Origin of the sequence: Cupriavidus oxalaticus (genome assembly GCF_016894385.1) — a bacterium.
Lineage (GTDB): Bacteria > Pseudomonadota > Gammaproteobacteria > Burkholderiales > Burkholderiaceae > Cupriavidus > Cupriavidus oxalaticus.
In genome coordinates this window covers 510,427-527,873 of sequence record NZ_CP069811.1, presented here as the reverse complement: position 1 = coordinate 527,873, position 17,447 = coordinate 510,427, and the positions used below count along the sequence as shown (strand labels likewise).

Below are 17,447 nucleotides of genomic sequence, written 5' to 3'. Positions count from 1 at the left end.
CCACGCCACGCTTCGGACAATGGGCATCTGGAACCTCTACTTCATCGCCAAGCTGTACCTGTTCTTTATCGGCCGGCTGCATCCGCAATGGCTGCTGAACCTGCTGTTCGCGCTGCTGCTGGTGGTGCGCATCCGCCATCCGGCGCTGTCGGCGCTGCGGCACGTGCTGGCGGTGGCGGCGGGCGCAGCGCTGATGTACCGCGAGTCGGACCTGCCGCAGTTCTCGCGCGTGGTCTCGCAGTTCGCCAACCTGCAGGCGTTTACGCCCGCGTACATGCTGGAACTGGCGCAGCGCGTCGTCACGCGCGAGATGCTGCTGGTTGCGCTGGCGTCACTGGTGATCTTCTGGCTCGTGAACCGCTGGGTGCGGGTGACCACGCTGGTGCTGGGCGCGCTGGTGGCGGTGCCGCTGTGGCAGGCGCTGTACGATGCCGGCGGGCCGGGCGGCATCGCGGACGTTCGCGCCGGCACCGCGACCGCGGCATTGACCACGGGCGCGGCGCTGGCCGGTGGCGGCGCCGAGGTCGCCGCAAGCGGCCCGGATGCCCGGCTGGCGGCGTTCCGCAGCCAGGAAGCGCTGCGCCAGGTCGGCTTCCCGCGGCTGGCGGCCACGCCGCAGACGCAGTACGACGTGATCGTGCTGCATATCTGCTCGCTGTCATGGGACGACCTCGACACGGCGCGCGCGCGCGACAACCCGCTGCTGCAGCGCTTCGATTTCCTCTTCACCAATTTCAGCTCCGCGGCCAGCTACAGCGGCCCGGCGGCGATCCGCGTGCTGCGCGCGGCCTGCGGCCAGCCCGAGCACAAGGCGCTGTACGACCCGGCGCCGGGCCAGTGCCACCTGTTCCAGGCGCTGGCGCATGCGGGCTTCTCCACCCGCATGCTGCTCAACCACGATGGCCACTTCGACAACTTCCTGAAGGAAGTGCAGAAGGAGATCGGCGTCGACGGCGTTGCGCCGCCCCCCAACACCGGCCTGCCGGTGGCGATGCGCTCGTTCGACAACTCGCCCGTCATCGGCGACTTCGACGTGCTGCAGCGCTGGTTCCGCGATCGCCAGCAGGCCGGCGGCGGGCCGCAGGCGCTGTACTACAACACCGTGACGCTGCACGACGGCAACCGCATGACCGACAACCGGCTGTCCAGCCTGGAGTCCTATCCGCTGCGGCTGTCGCGGCTGCTGGGCGACATCGACAAGGTCATCGAGATGGTGGCGCAATCGGGCCGGCGCGCGGTGATCGTGTTCGTGCCCGAGCATGGCGCGGCCCTGCGCGGCGACGCCAACCAGATCGCCGGCATGCGCGAGATCCCGACCCCGCGCATCATCAACGTGCCGGTGGGCGTCAAGCTGGTGGGACTGCCCAGGCCCAACGAACGCACCGTCACCATCGATGCGCCCAGCAGCTACCTGGGCCTGTCGCAGCTGCTGTCCAACCTGGTTGCCGAGAACCCGTTCGCCGCGCAGGCGCCGGCCCTGGCCAGCTATGCCAGCGACCTGCCGCAGACGCAGATGGTCGGCGAGAACGAGGCCACCGTGACCATGCGCGAAGGCAACGGCTATGTCGTGCGCACGCCGGACGGGGTCTGGATCGAGGGCAAGCCATGAAGCCGGCCAACGCACGCGGGCTGCCGCTGGCACGCAGCGATATCGACGTGCTGGGCGGCGAGGTCGCCGGTTTCGACCCGCGCCGCTATTTCGACCACCAGGAACAGCGCGCCGCGCAGGCGGCGGCGCGGCGCTGGCCGCTGCTGGCGGGGCTGCTGGGGTATGGCGCGGAGGCGCCGCGGCGCGACGCGTGAACGCCGCGGCTGCCCGCCTTACGGCGTGCCCGCCGTTGCAATGGCCTCCGCTGTCGTCCGGTCAGATCACCAGCGGCCCCTCTGCGTGCCACACCATGCACATCAGCGCACCGCATTGCATATAGAGCTAACGCCTGCTTGAAGCAGTGCGGGCCACTCTCCACGTCGTGGGGATAGTCAAAGGCCCCTACCTGTTTGCTCCCCTACCCAGGAACCCTCGCTGATCTTTTGATTTTATTAGTACCACCAAAGAATCAAAGGCCACCGTCATTCCCGCGCAGGCGGGAGAGGGAGCACACCATCGGCACACAACGTCCGGCGAAAACTCAAAAAAGAAGGCGGGACACCCCCAAGGGCGTCCCGCCTTTTGCTGCCATGACAAGCCGGCTTACCAGCGCGAGTCGTTCTCCCACGCCTTCATTTCTTCCTCGGCGCGTTCCTTGGTATAGCCATAGCGCTCCTGGATACGGCCGGCGAGCTGGTCGCGCTTGCCGTTGATCTGCGCGATGTCATCGTCGGTGAGCTTGCCCCACTTTTCCTTGATCTTGCCCTTGGCCTGCTCCCACTTGCCTTCAACCTGGTCCCAGTTCATGCTGTGCTCCTTCATGCGGGGCGGACGGGCCCCACCAGGGGCCGCCCGTCAATGCGTCGATGAATGGTCCGCCAGTGGCTGGCGGGCGGCCCGGCTGGGCCGTGTCGGCGACAGTGCCGGCATGTGCTGCCTGCCGGCCTGTTTTCCGCCTTGCTTGCCGTACTTACTTGCCGTACTTGGCCTTTACGTCAGCCTGGCACTTGTCCTTGGTATCGCCGGACATGGCATCGCAACGCTCCTTGTCAGCCTTGTAGGCGGCGTCGGTGGCGTCCTTCCTGGCCTCGGCACGGGCTTCCGCTACATCGGTGCGCGAGCCGGTTGCCGCGGCCTTGTCGACCTTGGCTTCGGCCAGGGCCTTCTCATGGGCTGCCTTGGCGTCCTTCTTGCAAACGTCCTTGTCGTTGCCCGTCTTGTCGTCGCACATTTCCTTGGCGACGTCATAGTCACGGTCGGCCTTCACTTTCTCGGCCTTGGCCATGGACTTCTGCGTGCCGTCGCGCCTGGCTTCGGCCTGGGCCTTGGCCACGTCGCGGTCGCGCTTGGCTTCCGCCTTGCACACGTCCTTGGCGTTGTCCTTCATGCCGTCGCACTTGGTGGTGGCAGCCTTGTAGTCCGCGTCAGCCTGTTTGGCCGCAGCATTGTAGTCGGCGCGGGCGCCGGTAGCGGCCGTGGTGGATGGCGGCGTACCGGGCGCTGTCGCTTGCGCCAGGGCATAGCCCGCGGGGGCCGCGACCATCATCGAACACACTGCTGCAGTCAGCCATTTCTTCATCATGTCGAGCTCCTTTCCAGTTGATTGCGTAGTCGTACGCATAGTCGTACGCATAGTCGTACGCATAGTCGTACGCACTAAGGGTCGTACGCATTAAGGGGCCGGCGGCGATGCGCTGCTGGCCACGCCGTATGTACAGCGTAGGCGGCAGGGGTAATGGGAAGCAGGCGTTGGGCTCCGAAAGGCGCGTCAGACTATTCCGACACCAGGGTCCGGGGGCGGCACTTGCGGGAGATCGCGCGTGAAGAAGGCTCCCCTCTCCAGCTCGCGGGAGAGGGGAGCGCACCAACCGGAAAGCCTCAGCCAGCAATCGACGTCGTCAGCTTGTTCTCGTCAGGCGCTTCGCCTTCTTCGTCCGGCCAGTTGCGGCCGACCATCCATTCGTACAGCGTCGGCAGCACGATCAGCGTCAGCACCGTGGCAGTGATCAGGCCGCCGATGATGACGATGGCCAGCGGGCGCTGCGTCTCCGAACCGATCGCGCGCGAGACCGCCATCGGGAACAGGCCCAGCATCGCCAGCAGCGCGGTCATCAGCACCGTGCGCAGCCGGTCCATCGAGCCGGTCAGCACGGCCTGGCGCACCGGCATGCCCTCGTCGCGCAGCTGGTTGAAGTAGGTCACCATCACCACGCCGTTGAGCACCGCCTGGCCGAACAGCGCGATAAAGCCGATCGCCGCCGACACCGACAGCGGGATGCCGGTCAGGAACAGCGCGAACACGCCGCCGATCAGCGCGAACGGGATGTTCGAGATGATCAGCGTCGCGCTCTTGAACGACTTGAACGCGTTGAACAGCAGCAGGAAGATCATCAGCACCGACAGCGGCACCACGATCGCCAGCCGCGCCATGGCGCGCTCCTGGTTCTCGAACTCGCCCGACCAGCTGATCTTGACATCGTCGGCCCTGACGTTCTTCTTCACCAGCGCCTGCATGTCCTTGACCACGCTGCCCATGTCGCGGTCGCGGATGAAGATGCCGATCGAGGTGGTGCGCTGGCCGTTCTCGCGGCTGATGTTCATTGCGCCCGAGGCCGCGCGGAACGTCACCAGCTGCGACAGCGGCACCTGCGCGCCGTCGGCGGTCTGCATGAAGATATTGGGCAGGTTGGGCAGCTCGCGCTCGGACGGCTTCAGGCGCACCGCCACGCTGAAGTGGCGCTCGCCTTCCCACAGCTCGGTGGCGGCCTTGCCCGCCAGCGCGGTCTCCATCAGGTCCTGCACGTCGGCCACGTTGATGCCGTAGCGCGCGGCCTGGGCGCGGTCGAACTCCAGCACGTACTGCGGCAGCTCGCCGTCGCGGTCGATGAAGGCGCGCATCACGCCCTTGACCGACTGCACGTTGGCCAGGATCTGGTCGGCCACCTTCTTGTTCTGCTCAAGGCTGTCGCTCTGCACCTTGATCACGATCTGGCCCTTGATCTGCGAGATGCTTTCCAGGATGTTGTCGCGCACCGGCTGCGAGAAATTGGGCTCGATGCCGGGCAGCTGGCGCAGGTGCCTGTCGATCTCGCCGATGATGGCGCGCTTGTTCAAGCCGTCGCGCCATTGCTTCTCGGGCTTGAGGTCGACCAAGACCTCGACGGTGTTGATCAGCTTGGGATCGGTGCCGTCGTCGGGGCGGCCCACCTTGGAGATAGTGGTGTTGACCTCCGGCGTCTTGCGGATCACGCTGCGCAGCAGCCGCGCCTGGTCGCGCGCCTCGTCGATCGAGACCGAGGCCGGCAGGTCGAAGCTGACCCACATCGAGCCCTCATCCAGCTCGGGCAGGAACTCGCTGCCGAGGAACTTGCCCACGCCCACCGTCGCCACCAGCAGGCCCAGCGCGGCGCCCACCACCAGCTTCTTGTGGTCGAGCGCCCAGCCCAGCATGGGCTCGTACAGCCGCTTGCAATGGCGCACGATGAAATTGTCGTCGTGCGCGATGTTCTTCGTCAGCAGCAGGTGGCACAGCAGCGGCACCAGCGTCAGCGAGAGGATCAGCGAACCGATCAGCGCGCCCGTCACGGTATAGGCCATCGGCGCGAAGATCTTGCCCTCGTGCCGCTGCAGCGTAAAGATCGGGATGTGCGCGGCGATGATGATGACCATCGAGAACACGGTCGGGCGGCCCACTTCGGTCGTGGCCTGCAGGATCGCGTGCAGCCGCGCCTTGCTGTCGCGGATCTGCTGCGCCTTGAGCTCGCCCAGGCGCTTGAAGATGTTCTCGACCACGATCACCGCGCCGTCGACGATGATACCGAAGTCCATCGCCCCCAATGACAGCAGGTTGGCCGGGATGCCGACCCAGGTGAGCCCGATGAAGGTCGACAGCAGCGCCAGCGGGATCACCAGCGCCACGATCGCCGCGGCGCGCACGTTGGCCAGGAACAGGTACAGCACCGCCATCACCAGCAGCGCGCCTTCGACCAGGTTGCCGAACACCGTGTGCAGGGTCTTGTCGATCAGCGTGGAGCGGTCGTAGTACGGCACGATCTTCACGCCCTTGGGCAGGATCTGGTCGTCGAGCAACTCGATCTTCGCCTTCAGTGCCTCCAGCACCGCCGACGGGTTCTCGCCCTTGCGCATCACCACGATGCCCGAGACGATGTCGTCTTCGTCGTCCTGGCCCATCAGGCCCTGCGGCGGCGCGCTGCCGACCTTGACCTCGGCAATGTCCTTGACCAGGATCGGCGTGCCGTTGTTCTCGGCCACCACCACACTGGCGATGTCGGCCGAGGTGCGGAAGCTGCCCAGCGAGCGCAGCAGGAACTGCTGGCGCCCGTGCGCGACCGCGCCGCCGCCGGCGTTGGCATTGCCGCGCTGCAGCGCGGTAAAGAGCTCCGACAGCGAGATCCCGGCGTCGCGCATGCGCGCCAGGTTGGGGTTGACCTCGTACTGCTTGATGGTGCCGCCGATCGTCACCAGGTCGGCCACGCCCGGCACCTGGCGCAGGTTCTTCTCGACCACCCAGTCCTGCAGCGTGCGCAGCTCCTGCGGCGTATAGCCCTTGCCGGTCAGGCGGAAGCGGAAGATCTCGCCGATCGCGGTCGACAGCGGCGCCAGGTCCGGGTGCACGCCGTCGGGCAGGTCGACGCTGCGCAGCCGCTCCAGGATCTGCTGGCGCGCGGTCACGTCGGTGGCGCGGTCGTTGAAGGTCACCATCATGAACGACAGGCCGAACTGGGTGTGCGAGAACACCCGCACCGCGTTGGGCGTGCCGGCCAGCGCGGTCTCGATCGGGATGGTGACCTGCCGCTCGACTTCTTCCGCGGCGCGGCCAGGGTACAGCGTGATGACGTTGACCTGGATGTCGGAAACGTCAGGGAAGGCCTCGATGGGCAGGTTCTTGAACGCGGCCAGGCCGCCGCCGACGAAGATGAGCAGGCCCAGCCAGACAAAGAGCTTCTGGTGCAGGGCAAAACTGACGATGCGCGAGATCATGTGGCGGCCGTCCTCACTTCTTGTCGGCCGCACGCGCCGCATTGACCGCTGTGGCATCGCGCAGGATGTCCTGCAGGTAGAGGTTGCCCTCGGTCACCACGGTCTCGCCTTCCTTCACGCCTTCCAGCAGTTCGGTGGTGCCGGGCATGGTCACGCCCACGCGCACCTGGCGGCGCTCGAAGGTGTTGGGGGCGGTGCGCACGAAGACATAGTTGCGGTTGTCGGCCAGGAACACCGCCTTGGAAGGCACGGCGATGCCTTCGAACGAGGCCGCGGGCATGCGCGCCGTGACGAACATCTCGGCCTTCAGGCGGCGCCCGGGATTGGGCACACTCAGCCGGACCTTGATGCTGCGCGCGGTCGGGTCGACATAGTCGGCGATCTTGACCACGGTGCCGGTGAAGGTTTCGCCGGGGTAGGCGGCAGTGACCACCTGCACGGTGACGCCGTCGCGGAACAGGCTGAGGTCGGATTCCCCGGCATCGACCTGCGCCCACAGCGTGGTCGGGTCGGTGATCAGGAACAGCGGCGCGGCGGGCGGCTGGTCGGGGCGCAGCTCCATGCCCTGGTTGATGTTGCGCTCGACCACCAGGCCGTCGATCGGGCTGCGCAGCGCGAAGCGCTGGTTCACGCCGTCGCTGCCTGCCGCAGCGCCGTACTGGCGCAGCGCCGCCTGCGTGCGCTGCAGGTCGGCCGCGGCGCGCGCGGCGTCGGCCTGCGACTGCTCCAGTTCCTTCTGCGCGATGATGCCGGCGCCGTACAGCTCGCGCTGGCGCGCCAGCGCCTTGGCCGCGACCGCGCTGTCGGCGGCGGCCTTGCGCGCGTCGGCCTGGGCCACGCCGAAGTCCGGCGAGGTCAGGCTGGCCAGCGGCTGGCCGGCCCTGACGGTGGCGCCCGGCTGCACCAGGATCTCGGTCACGCGGCCGGCAAAGGGCGTGGACACGCGCACGGTCTTGTCCTCGTTCCACACCAGCCGGCCCGGCAGGTTCAGCATGCGCTCGCCGCCGGACCGGGCGGGTTCGCCGGCAATGCCGGGCAGCGATTTCACGCTGGCCGGAAACTGGATGGTGTTGCCGCTGACCTTGGGATCGTCATCGGGCCTGGGCGGCTCGGACTTGCCGCAGGCGGCGAGCACCAGCGCGCACAGCGCCACGGCGCAGACGGCAGACAGCCGTGCGGAATCGGAATCGGCGGGAAAAAGTGAACGACGGGTGCAGGACGTGCGGCGGAACATGCGTGACAAGTGAGACATGAAGAATGCGCGGGAACTGCGGGTTCAGGGACGTGCCTGTCAGGGAACCTGCGAGGCCACGGGCGCGCCCGTGGTGGCAGAGGTCTTGGAGGTCTTGGAGGTCTGTAAAGCGGCGCGGTAGGCCGACAGCGCCTTGGCGTAGGCGCCCTGCGCTTCGACGGCGTCGAGCCGGGTCTGGCGCAGCGCGCGGCGCGCATCGAGCAGGTCGAGCACGCCGGTGGCGCCCTTGCTGTAGGCGAACTCGGCGCTGCCGGCGACGCTTTCCGCGGCGGGCAGCACCTCGTCGCGCATCTGGCGCAGCGACTGGCGCGCGGTGTCGAGCTGGCTGCGCAGCCGGTCGATTTCGTTGCCGGCCTCCAGCATCACGCGGTTGCGGTCGTCCAGCGCGGCGTAGTAGTCGACTTCAGCGCGGCGCGCCTCGCCGCCGTTGCGGTGGCGCACGAACAGCGGGATCGACAGGAACACGCCGAAGCTGTTGCCGCTGCCATAGGAGTTGGTGGGCGAGACCGGGTAATGCTCGGCCTGCGCCCCGATGGTCACGTCAGGCACGCGCCCCGCGCGGGCCAGGTCGCGCGAGGCGGCGGCCGCGGCCAGCCGCGCCTCCGCGGCGGTCACGTCGGGGCGGTGCTCGAGCAGGTAGGGATCGGGTTGCGGTGCCGGCGTATCCAGCGCAGGCCAGTCGGCGACCAGCCGGTTGTCGGACAGCGTGCCGGGCACCCCCATCGCCTGCGCCAGCGCGGCCTTGTCGCTGTAATGGTCGGTCATGGCCTGGCGCATGTCGCTCTGCGCGCGCAGTACGTCGAGCTGCAGCTTGTTCACGTCGGCACGCGCCACGTCGCCCGCCTTCAGCCGCGTTTCGCTGGCCTGGCGGGTGCGTTCGTACAAGGCCAGCGTTTCCCTGAGCACCGCCACCCGTTCCTGGCTGACCAGCGCCTCGAAGAAGGCCTGCTCGACCAGCGCGGTCTGCTGCGCCACCACGGCCTGCACCGCCTCGCCCGCCGCGGCGCTGGCCTTGCGCGCGGCGTCCACGCGCAGGTTGCCCTTGTTGGCGGTTTCGATCAGCTGGTCGACGCGCAGCGTGGAGTCCACCGTCTTGCTGCGCAGGTTGCCGGCGCCGACGCCGGCATGCGGGTTGATGTTCTCGACCCCCAGGCTCAGCACCGGGTTGGGCCGCTGCGAGGCGATCTGCACATCGGCCTGGCTGGCTTCCACGCCGCGGCGCGCGGCCATGATGGTGCGGTTGCAGCGCAGCGCGTCCAGGCGCGCCTGGGCCAGCGTCAGCGCGGCGCCGGCGGGCGGTGGCGTGCAGGGCGCGGCGGCATCGGCAGTATCGGCTGAAGGCTGCGGTTCGGCGGCAATGCTGGCCGCGGGTCTGGCGAGAACACCCAGCAGGAGCAGGGTCCCCGCGGCGGCACGGGTAAATACAACGGGCACGGTCAGTCTGGCTCGGTTCGAAAGCGGTTGGCGGTTGGCGGTTGGCGGTCTGCGGTAAACGACCGTGTCCGCCAGGCGGTGCACCGACGGATGAATTTTCATTCGTCGAGGCAGCTGCCTCCGCGGTCGCCCGGCTGGGCCGTCTTGCCGCGCCCGCGCCTGCTGTCCCGATGCTTCAAACACCACCCGGACACGATCTCCCGACGGCATTCAAACCGAATCGCTTTACAAACGGCTTTCATATTGCTGACAAAAGCCTTTAACTGCGTGAAAACACTAGCGATGCACTAAGTTCCGTTCAGTTAGCCACCGTCGTTCCCGCGCAGGCGGGAACGACGATAGTGTTGATACTCCATGAAAAACGGCAAACGGCCCGGAAATCGCCGACGCAGAGATCGGCAACTTCCGGGCCGTGATTCAGCCCTGGCGCTTGGGTGGCAGCGCTTATGCCTTGACGCGGTCGTCCAGCCCGAGGCTGCGCCCGATGATCTCTTTCATGATCTCGCTGCTGCCGGCGTAGATGCGCGAGATCCGCGCATCGGTGTACATCCGGCAGATGCGGTACTCCTCCATATAGCCGGCGCCGCCGTGCAGCTGCACGCCCTCGTCCACCACGCGCCCCTGCAACTCGGAGGTCAGCAGCTTGGCCGACGCCGCCGTCTCCACCGTCAGCGTGCCGGCGTTGTGCTGCAGCACGCACTGGTCGACAAAGGTCTGGATCGCGTCGAGCTGGGCGCGCAGCTCGGCCAGCTTGAAACGCGAGTTCTGGAAGGTGCCGATCGGCCGGCCGAAGGCCTTGCGCTCCTTGACGTAATCCAGCGTCAGGTCGAATGCCACCTGCGCCGACGCCATGTAGCCGCAGGCGCCGATCAGGCGTTCCTCGGCCAGGTGCCGGGTCAGGTAGCGGAAGGCCTGGCCGGGCTCGCCCAGCACGTTGGCCTTGGGCACCTTGACGTTGTCGAAGAACAGCTCCGAGGTGTCCTGCGAATGCAGGCCCATCTTGCGCAGCTTGCGGCCGCGCTCGAAGCCCGGCATGCCGCGCTCGACGATAAACAGCGTCAGGCCGTGGCTGCGCTCGGGGTCGGTGCGCGCCACCACCACCACGTAGTCGGCCAGCTGTCCGTTGGAGATATAGGTCTTGGCGCCGTTCAGCACCCAGTGATCGCCGCGGTCCTCGGCGCGGGTGCGGATGCCGGCCAGGTCGGAACCGGTCTGCGGCTCGGTCATGGCGATGGCGAAGATGGCCTCGCCGCGCGCCGCGGCCGGCAGCAGGCGCAGGCGCTGCGCTTCGTTGCCGATGCGGCCGACATACGGCGCCACCAGGCGCGAATGGAGCGTGCCGAAGAAGCCGGAGTCGCCATGGCGCGCGTTTTCCTCGATCAGGATCTGCTCATAGCGGAAGTCATCGACGCCGGCGCCACCGTATTTTTCGTCGGCCCACATCAGCAGGTAGCCCTGCTCGCCGGCCTTGCGGAACACCTCGCGGTCGACACAGCCCTGCTCGCGCCAGCGCTCGCCGTGCGGCCCGACCTCGCGCTGGTAGAAGCGGCGGGCGGATTCGCGGAAGGCGTCGTGTTCGGCTTCGAAGATCAGGCGTTGCATGGCTGGAGTCCCTTTTGGTGTGGTTCGGATCGGTCGAGTGTCTGCCGTGCCGCCCGGCTCAGGTTCGTCGGAAAAGATGATTTTTCTACAGGCCGCGCGCACGCGTTGCTGCCGGCGGTTTGGCACCACGGGCGTTTCAGTGCAAATTTATTGATATGAAGCGACGATAACTTTCATTTACCCGCGGGCATGCTTTGTGCCGATACTGGAAGCACACCTATTCGATGGAGCGGGAAACCATGGAAGCCGTCCTCTGGATTGCGCTGGCGCTGGCGCTGGTCGCGCTGGGAGGCAGCGTCACCTGGCTGATCGGCACGCGGGTACCGGAACCGGTATTCGAGCGCGTGCAGCGGCATGGCCGTTTCGCGGGCCTTGAACCCAGGCCGCCGCGCCGGCCGCGCGGCGGCAAGCGCGTGCGGCAATACCGGCTGGTGCCTGCAGGCACGCCCGGCTGGGCGGGGCTGGCGGCGCAGCCCGTGCCAGTGCGCGCCTGATGCCGGTGGCTCCGGCTACAGCGGCACGTCCCAGCGCTGCGACCAGTCAGATTCTTCGCGCACGATATCGCGCAGGATGCGCACGGCCTCCTGCGTCGTGCCGGCTGGCGTCCTGGCGCAAACCAGGAACACCGGATACGAGAATTCCGATGCGCGCTCGACGCGCTCCAGCACGCCGCTGTCCAGGTAACTCTGCACGACGCGCGTACGGAAGTAGCCGCTGCCGCCGAACTGCAGGATGTACTGCAACGCCAGCGGCCCCAGGTTGAAGTACAGCGATGCGCGCGCATGCTGGGGCAGCACGCTGTCATGCTGGCGCCGGAACTCCGGCCCCCAGTCGACGTAGACATAGGGGCCGTCGCGCTGGGTCGAGCGGATCAGGATCAGCTTCTCTTCCATCAGCGTCTCGACGTGCACGCCGGGCGCATATTCCGGCTGGTACACCAGCGCCGCATCGAGCGTGCCCGACTGCAGCTTGTACTGCAGCGCCTCGCCCTCCCCCACTTCGGCGCGCACCGCCAGCGCCGGCATCTGCTGGCGCAGGCGCGTGGCCCACAGCAGCACCAGCGGATTGCCCAGGCTGATCTCGGCGCCGAAGCGGAACAGGCTTTCCAGCCCCGCCGGCAGCGGCAGCTCGCGGCACGCCGCCTCCCAGGTCTGCACCAGCTGGCTGGCATAGCCGAGGAAGCGCTGGCCGTCGGCAGTCAGGCGCGCGCCGGCCTTGTTGCGCTCGAACAGGCGGCAGTTCAGCTGTGACTCCAGGCTCTTGATGCGGGCGGTTACCGCGGTTTGCGTGACGTGCAGCTTGTCGGCTGCCGCCAGCAGGCTGCCGGTACGCACGACTTGCAGGAAGGTGCGGGCGAGTTCGATGTCCATGGTCGGAGCTGCGTTGGGCCGGTGTGACGCATTGTAGGCAGATCCCAATCGAGAAACGGAAATCGTCTACTTCATCGCGGACAAATCGCACTGCCGAGCATGGTAACTTCACTCGTGGACTGATGCGTTAGGACCCGAACATGAACATGACCCGAATCATTCACGACCACACTGGCCAAACCATAGCCATTCCTGCTGAACTCGCGTACGCCAACGAGGATCTGACGCTGCAAATCGAGCGTATCGGCGATGAGTTGCGCATTTGGCCCTCGTCTTCGCACTTAGCCGGCCTGCTTGCAGTGTTTACCAGCTTTCCGCCGGACTTCCTGATCGAGGGACGCGGTGACCAGACGGAGTCCAAGCGAACCTTTTAGGCGGACGATTCCCGCGCGGCCCCCGCTCAACGGACCGGCGGCTTTGCCAAGGCCGTTCGCACCGCCGCGCCGGCATCTCCGCCAGCCGGCCCACGCATCTCGCGCGGCTGCCGCAGTGGCGCGATGCCTTCCGGTTCCTGCCATGCCACGCCGTTGTCATAGCCAGTGGACACGGCCTCCAGGTAGCCGGGGGCGAATTTCTGTTCGGGGGTGACAGCCGCGGCCGCCGGGGCGGCGGGCTGCGGGGCCTCGGCCTGTGCGCAGGCGACGCTGTTCAGGCACAGCCCCAGTACGCGCAGCAGCACGACGGCGCGGCGCGTGCGGTGCAGCATTTTCTTTTGCGGGCGCGATGCGGCCTGCCCGCGTTGGCAGGGGGATTGGGGGTTCATCGGTGTTCTCCGGGAAGCCATTGCTGGCGGGTAGGGCAACGAGCATCGGCGCCGCGCTCGCTGCCTAATTCCGCAATGACCGTGCCACCACCACTACGCCGCCTGCAGCGCGGTGTGGGGCACTTTCCCGGGCCTTTCCAACGATCACTCGTTGGCGCCAGACCGACGAGCAGCGAAAAGCTGTCGGTATCCGTCCAACACCAGCCGCGACTCGGGGCAGGGGCAGGTATACGAGCCGTCGCCAAGTTCAGGGCTTCACCGCAGCGGCCAGCACCGCCGGCATCGGCACCTCGAAGCCGCTGCCGCGCATATAGCCGGCGACCGTACCGCGCAGCACGGCCCGGATCTCGTCGCGCGCCCGCGGGGTCTGCGCGCGCAGCGTGGCGGCCGCGCGCACGGTGCCCTGCGCCAGCGCATCGAACAGCTGGTCCGGCGTGGAAAAGCGCCACACCTGGTGCACGTGCCGGCACGACGCGGCGATGAAGCCGGCCTGCTGCAAGGCGCTGCGGCACTGGTTGGGATCGCTGAAGAGAAAGAAATTGGGCCCCGCCGGCAGGTCGACCTCCATCGAGCCATAGGCGCGGATGGCGGCATAGACCGCGCCGAAGCCCACCGCGCGCTCGGGGGCATCCCACACCGTGAACGCGATGCGGCCGCCGGGGCGCAGCACGCGGAATGCTTCGCGCAGCGCGGCATCGGGATCGGACAGGTGGCACATGCCGAAGCCGTTGACCACCGCATCGAAGCTGGCGTCGCCGAAGGGCAGCGCCTGCGCGTCGGCCTGCTGGTAGTGGATGTCGGGATAGAGCTTGCGCGCCAGCTGCAACTGCGCCAGCGAGAAATCGATGCCGATGGCCTCGGCGCCGCGCCGCACCGCCGCCGCGGCGATATGGCCCGAGCCGCTGGCGACATCAAGCACGCGCAGCCCGCTGCCGGCGCGCGCCTCGTCCAGCAGCGCCTCGATCGATTGCCGGGTCACGTGCGACAGGTGCTCCTGGTAGCGGCTGACGACCTCGGGGTCCTCCCAGCCAGCGAGCTCAAAGGCGCGAAACGAACCTCCGGTGTGATCCATGCCCCCTCCCCGGCGTCGGTGTCCAGGCTGCGGTTTGCGCGGGGGCGAAGCAGGCACGATTGATGCGCCGCGCCCCCATCCAAGCGAAGTATAGTCAGCGCGGCGCCGGCGCAATGGCCAGGCAATGGTCAGGCAATGGCCTGGCAATGGGCCGCGCGGGATCGCGGCAAACTGCGGCTCGGATCAGTCTGGCGGCGCCGCCGCGCCGGCGCTGGCCGGCATGGGCACAGCCTTTATTTCGCCCCGCTCACGCGCCAGATGACATTGCCGACGTCGTCCGCCACCAGCAGCCCGCCGCGCTTGTCGATCGCCACGCCCACGGGCCGGCCGCGCGCATTGCCTTCGCCGTCGACAAAGCCGGTCAGCACGTCGAAGGGCGCGCCGTTCGGGCGGCCGTTGCTGAACGGCACGAAGATGACCTTGTACCCTGCCAGCGGCCGCCGGTTCCAGGATCCATGCTGGCCCACGAACATGCCCTCGCTGAAGCGCGCCGGCAGGCTGTTGCCGGTGGCAGCCGCGAGCCCCAGCGCCGCGGTATGCGCGCCGACCGCGTAGTCGGGCACGATGGCCCTGGCCACCAGGTCCGGCGCCGGCGGCTTGACGCGCTCGTCGACATGCTGGCCGAAGTAGCTGTACGGCCAGCCATAGAAACCGCCGTCGCGCACCGAGGTGATGTAGTCCGGCACCAGGTCGCTGCCGATCTCGTCGCGCTCGTTGACCGCGGTCCACAGCGCGCCGGTGACCGGCTCCCACGCCATGCCGTTGGGATTGCGCAGGCCGCTGGCAAAAATGCGGTGCGAGCCGTTCCTGGGATCGACCTCCCAGATGGCGGCGCGGCCCGCTTCCTTGTCCATGCCGTGCTCGGCCACGTTGCTGTTCGAGCCCACCGTCACGTAGAGCTTGCTGCCGTCGCGGCTGGCGATGATGTTCTTGGTCCAGTGGTGATTGAGCGGCCCGCCGGGCAGGTCGACCACCTTCTGCGGCGCCGCGGCGATCTGCGTCTGGCCGGGCTGGTACGGGAAGCGCAGCACCGCGTCGGTGGCAGCCACGTAGAACTCGTTGCCGACCAGCACCATGCCGAACGGCGAGTTGATGTCCTTCAGGAATACCGAGCGCTGGTCGGCGACGCCATCGCCGTTGCTGTCGCGCAGCAGCGTGATGCGGTTGGCGCTGGGCGTGCCGGCGCCGGCGCGCTTCATCATCGTCTTCATGATCCAGCCCTTGATGCCCTTGCCGTCGTCGGGCTTGGGCGGGGCATTGCTCTCGGCCACCAGCACGTCGCCGTTGGGCAGCACGTAGACCCAGCGCGGATGATCGAGCTTGTCGGCGAAGGCGGTCACCGCCATGCCCTCGGCCGGCACCGGGCGCTGGCCTTCGGCCCAGCCGACCGCGGGCGCGATCTTGACGGTGGGGATGGCAGTCTGGTGCGGCGGCGGCAGCTGCGGCGTGGGTCCGAAGCCGGCCTCGGAGGGCAGCTTGGCCGATTCGCCGCACGCGGCCAGCGCCGCGGCGGCACCCGCCAGCAGCGCTGCGCCGCACCGGCGGGAAGAAGACGGGAAGGGCTTGGGCAGCGGCATGGTCCGGACTCCTCGGGCAAGGCAGGATGCGCCTGCTCCTGGACTATAGGATGCGTGCCGGCGGCCCCTCTGTAGGCATCCGGGAAGGCCCGGTGTAGGACAATGCCCACGCCGGCCCACCGCATGCCGGCGCTCAGCCCCGATGCGGCGTATCCAGCCCCTTCACCACTGCCGGACGCTGCACGAACGCGTCCAGCACGCGCCGCACGTTGGCGAAGTCCTTGAAGCCGACCAGGTCGCCTGCCTCATAGAAGCCGACCAGGTTGCGCACCCACGGGAAGGTGGCGATGTCTGCAATGGTGTACTCGTCGCCCATGATCCACGCGCGGCCGGCCAGGCGCTGCTCGAGCACGTTGAGCAGGCGCCGGCTTTCCGCCACGTAGCGGTCGCGCGGGCGCTTGTCTTCATAGGCCTTGCCGGCGAACTTGTGGAAGAAGCCGACCTGCCCGAACATCGGGCCGATGCCGCCCATCTGGAACATCAGCCACTGGATGGTCTCGTAGCGCCGCGCCGGATCGGCCGGAATCAGCTTGCCCGACTTGTCGGCCAGGTACAGCAGGATCGCGCCCGATTCGAACAGCGGCAGCGGCTTGCCGCCCGGACCGTTGGGATCCAGGATCGCGGGGATCTTGTTGTTCGGGTTGAGCGACAGGAATTCCGGTGAAAGCTGGTCGTCGGTGTCGAAGCGCACCAGGTGCGGCTCATACGGCAAGCCGGTCTCTTCCAGCATGATCGATGCCTTGACGCCGTTGGGCGTCGGCAGCGAATAGAGCTGGATGCGGTCGGGATGCTGCGCCGGCCATTTGCGGGTGATGGGAAAGGCGGAGAGATCGGACACATGGCCTCCAGTTGCGCGATGGCCGCGGGGGCGGGCACACCGGGTTGTGGGGAAATCGGGGAATCCAGGAAACGCCGGAAGTCCCGAGAAATCCCGATGATAGCCCGCCGGCCAGGACGTTGCTGACGGCGCACTTCCGCGTTCGTCATGCCTGGCGGTCTGGGTCCTGGCGGTCATCCACCGGCAGCCCCGCGCCAAGGCCCAGGCCCACGCCCATGCCGCCGCTCACGCCCATGCCGCCGCCCGCGCCCATGCCCTTGTTGCCGCCTCCCTGCCTGCCGCCGCCGGCCCCGGCCGCACCGGCCTCGCCCCTGCCATGCGCGGTGCCGGGCCTGGCCGGCCCCTGGCGTGGGATGGACACGTCCGCCGGCACCGGGTCCAGTGCCAGCACCTCGCGGATGAAGTTGCGCAACGACACCACCAGTTCGGCGGTATGCACCGGACGGCCCTCCACCAGCTCGCGCGCCGCCGCGGCCGCCAGCCGCACCTGCTCCTCCGTGCCCAGCAGGATGATGTCGGACAGGGCCGCCTCGACGGCATCGCGGATGCGGCGGGCGCGGTCGGTGGCGGGCAGCGCTTGCCGTGCGCCCGATGCCGGGGATGGCGCGGCTGGAGAAGATGGCGCGACCGCGGCATCGGCGGCATCGGCCGTATCCGCGGCATCGGCCTGGCGCCGCAGGTCGCGCAGGTGCGTCGGATCGACGGCGAGGTTGCCGGTAAAGGAACCGCCCAGCGTCTTGTACGCGGCGATCAGCGTGCGCAAGCGCTCGTTGATCTGCCGGTTCTCGCGTTCGCGGCGCTGCTGCACGGTCTGCATGACCAGCAGCCGGATGCCCACGCCGATCAGCGTGATGACGGCCAGGCCCACCACCGTGGTGAGCAAGCCCTGCCAGGAACTGAAATCCAGGTTTCGCACGTGCAGTCTCCAGGGGTGACGGAACTCTGTTGTC

16 protein-coding genes are annotated in these 17,447 nt (G+C 68.0%); 4 read left to right on the top strand and 12 right to left on the bottom strand.

Annotated elements, in window-relative coordinates:
* Nucleotides 1-19: 19 nt before the first annotated feature.
* On the top strand, nucleotides 20-1,609 hold the full coding sequence (gene bcsG, locus JTE92_RS02340) for a cellulose biosynthesis protein BcsG (protein ID WP_063239576.1): 1,590 nt from the start codon (nucleotides 20-22) through the stop codon (nucleotides 1,607-1,609).
* The gene (bcsR, locus tag JTE92_RS02335; protein ID WP_063239575.1) at nucleotides 1,606-1,803 is read left to right on the top strand and encodes a BcsR/BcsP family cellulose biosynthesis protein; all 198 of its coding nucleotides are present in this window, start codon (nucleotides 1,606-1,608) and stop codon (nucleotides 1,801-1,803) included. Before bcsG ends, bcsR begins: the two co-directional genes overlap by 4 nt.
* A 388-nt stretch (nucleotides 1,804-2,191) precedes the next feature.
* On the opposite strand, the gene JTE92_RS02330 is transcribed toward bcsR, so the two are convergent.
* From JTE92_RS02330 to JTE92_RS02305, 6 genes are all read right to left on the bottom strand, one after another.
* The gene (locus tag JTE92_RS02330) at nucleotides 2,192-2,395 is read right to left on the bottom strand and encodes a CsbD family protein (protein ID WP_063239574.1); all 204 of its coding nucleotides are present in this window, start codon (nucleotides 2,393-2,395) and stop codon (nucleotides 2,192-2,194) included.
* A gap of 163 nt (nucleotides 2,396-2,558) precedes the next feature.
* Complete coding sequence (locus JTE92_RS02325; protein ID WP_063239573.1) at nucleotides 2,559-3,170, bottom strand: hypothetical protein; 612 nt, start codon at nucleotides 3,168-3,170, stop codon at nucleotides 2,559-2,561.
* A gap of 296 nt (nucleotides 3,171-3,466) precedes the next feature.
* Nucleotides 3,467-6,589, bottom strand: a complete 3,123-nt coding sequence (locus tag JTE92_RS02320; RefSeq protein WP_063239572.1) for an efflux RND transporter permease subunit — start codon at nucleotides 6,587-6,589, stop codon at nucleotides 3,467-3,469.
* 13 nt (nucleotides 6,590-6,602) lie between these two features.
* Nucleotides 6,603-7,841 (bottom strand): efflux RND transporter periplasmic adaptor subunit, encoded by a 1,239-nt coding sequence (locus JTE92_RS02315; RefSeq protein WP_371136895.1) that lies wholly within the window; start codon nucleotides 7,839-7,841, stop codon nucleotides 6,603-6,605.
* 39 nt (nucleotides 7,842-7,880) lie between these two features.
* Nucleotides 7,881-9,275, bottom strand: coding sequence for a TolC family protein (locus tag JTE92_RS02310; protein WP_116386955.1), 1,395 nt, complete (start codon nucleotides 9,273-9,275; stop codon nucleotides 7,881-7,883).
* A 444-nt stretch (nucleotides 9,276-9,719) separates the two neighbouring features.
* On the bottom strand, nucleotides 9,720-10,877 hold the full coding sequence (locus JTE92_RS02305) for an acyl-CoA dehydrogenase family protein (protein WP_063239570.1): 1,158 nt from the start codon (nucleotides 10,875-10,877) through the stop codon (nucleotides 9,720-9,722).
* Nucleotides 10,878-11,116: 239 nt separating this feature from the next.
* Here JTE92_RS02305 and JTE92_RS02300 point away from each other — a divergent pair, with 239 nt between their 5' ends.
* Entirely contained in the window at nucleotides 11,117-11,371 is a 255-nt protein-coding gene (locus JTE92_RS02300) for a hypothetical protein (RefSeq protein WP_063239569.1), read from the top strand.
* Between the two features lie 15 nt (nucleotides 11,372-11,386).
* Here JTE92_RS02300 and JTE92_RS02295 read toward each other — a convergent pair whose 3' ends face one another.
* A complete protein-coding gene (locus JTE92_RS02295; protein WP_063239568.1) occupies nucleotides 11,387-12,247 on the bottom strand; it encodes a LysR family transcriptional regulator in 861 nt (286 codons plus the stop codon).
* 140 nt (nucleotides 12,248-12,387) lie between these two features.
* Between JTE92_RS02295 and JTE92_RS02290 the strand changes: the two genes are divergently transcribed.
* The gene (locus tag JTE92_RS02290; RefSeq protein ID WP_063239567.1) at nucleotides 12,388-12,621 is read left to right on the top strand and encodes an antitoxin; all 234 of its coding nucleotides are present in this window, start codon (nucleotides 12,388-12,390) and stop codon (nucleotides 12,619-12,621) included.
* 26 nt (nucleotides 12,622-12,647) lie between these two features.
* Here the strand turns inward: JTE92_RS02290 and JTE92_RS02285 are convergent, their stop codons facing one another.
* From JTE92_RS02285 to JTE92_RS02265, 5 genes are all read right to left on the bottom strand, one after another.
* On the bottom strand, nucleotides 12,648-12,953 hold the full coding sequence (locus JTE92_RS02285) for a hypothetical protein (RefSeq protein ID WP_232353383.1): 306 nt from the start codon (nucleotides 12,951-12,953) through the stop codon (nucleotides 12,648-12,650).
* Nucleotides 12,954-13,257: 304 nt separating this feature from the next.
* Complete coding sequence (locus tag JTE92_RS02280) at nucleotides 13,258-14,082, bottom strand: class I SAM-dependent methyltransferase (RefSeq protein ID WP_063239565.1); 825 nt, start codon at nucleotides 14,080-14,082, stop codon at nucleotides 13,258-13,260.
* Nucleotides 14,083-14,315: 233 nt separating this feature from the next.
* A complete protein-coding gene (locus tag JTE92_RS02275; protein WP_063239564.1) occupies nucleotides 14,316-15,659 on the bottom strand; it encodes a PQQ-dependent sugar dehydrogenase in 1,344 nt (447 codons plus the stop codon).
* 133 nt (nucleotides 15,660-15,792) lie between these two features.
* Nucleotides 15,793-16,497, bottom strand: coding sequence for a glutathione S-transferase N-terminal domain-containing protein (locus JTE92_RS02270; RefSeq protein ID WP_063239563.1), 705 nt, complete (start codon nucleotides 16,495-16,497; stop codon nucleotides 15,793-15,795).
* Between the two features lie 145 nt (nucleotides 16,498-16,642).
* Complete coding sequence (locus tag JTE92_RS02265; RefSeq protein ID WP_063239562.1) at nucleotides 16,643-17,413, bottom strand: hypothetical protein; 771 nt, start codon at nucleotides 17,411-17,413, stop codon at nucleotides 16,643-16,645.
* Nucleotides 17,414-17,447: the final 34 nt, after the last annotated feature.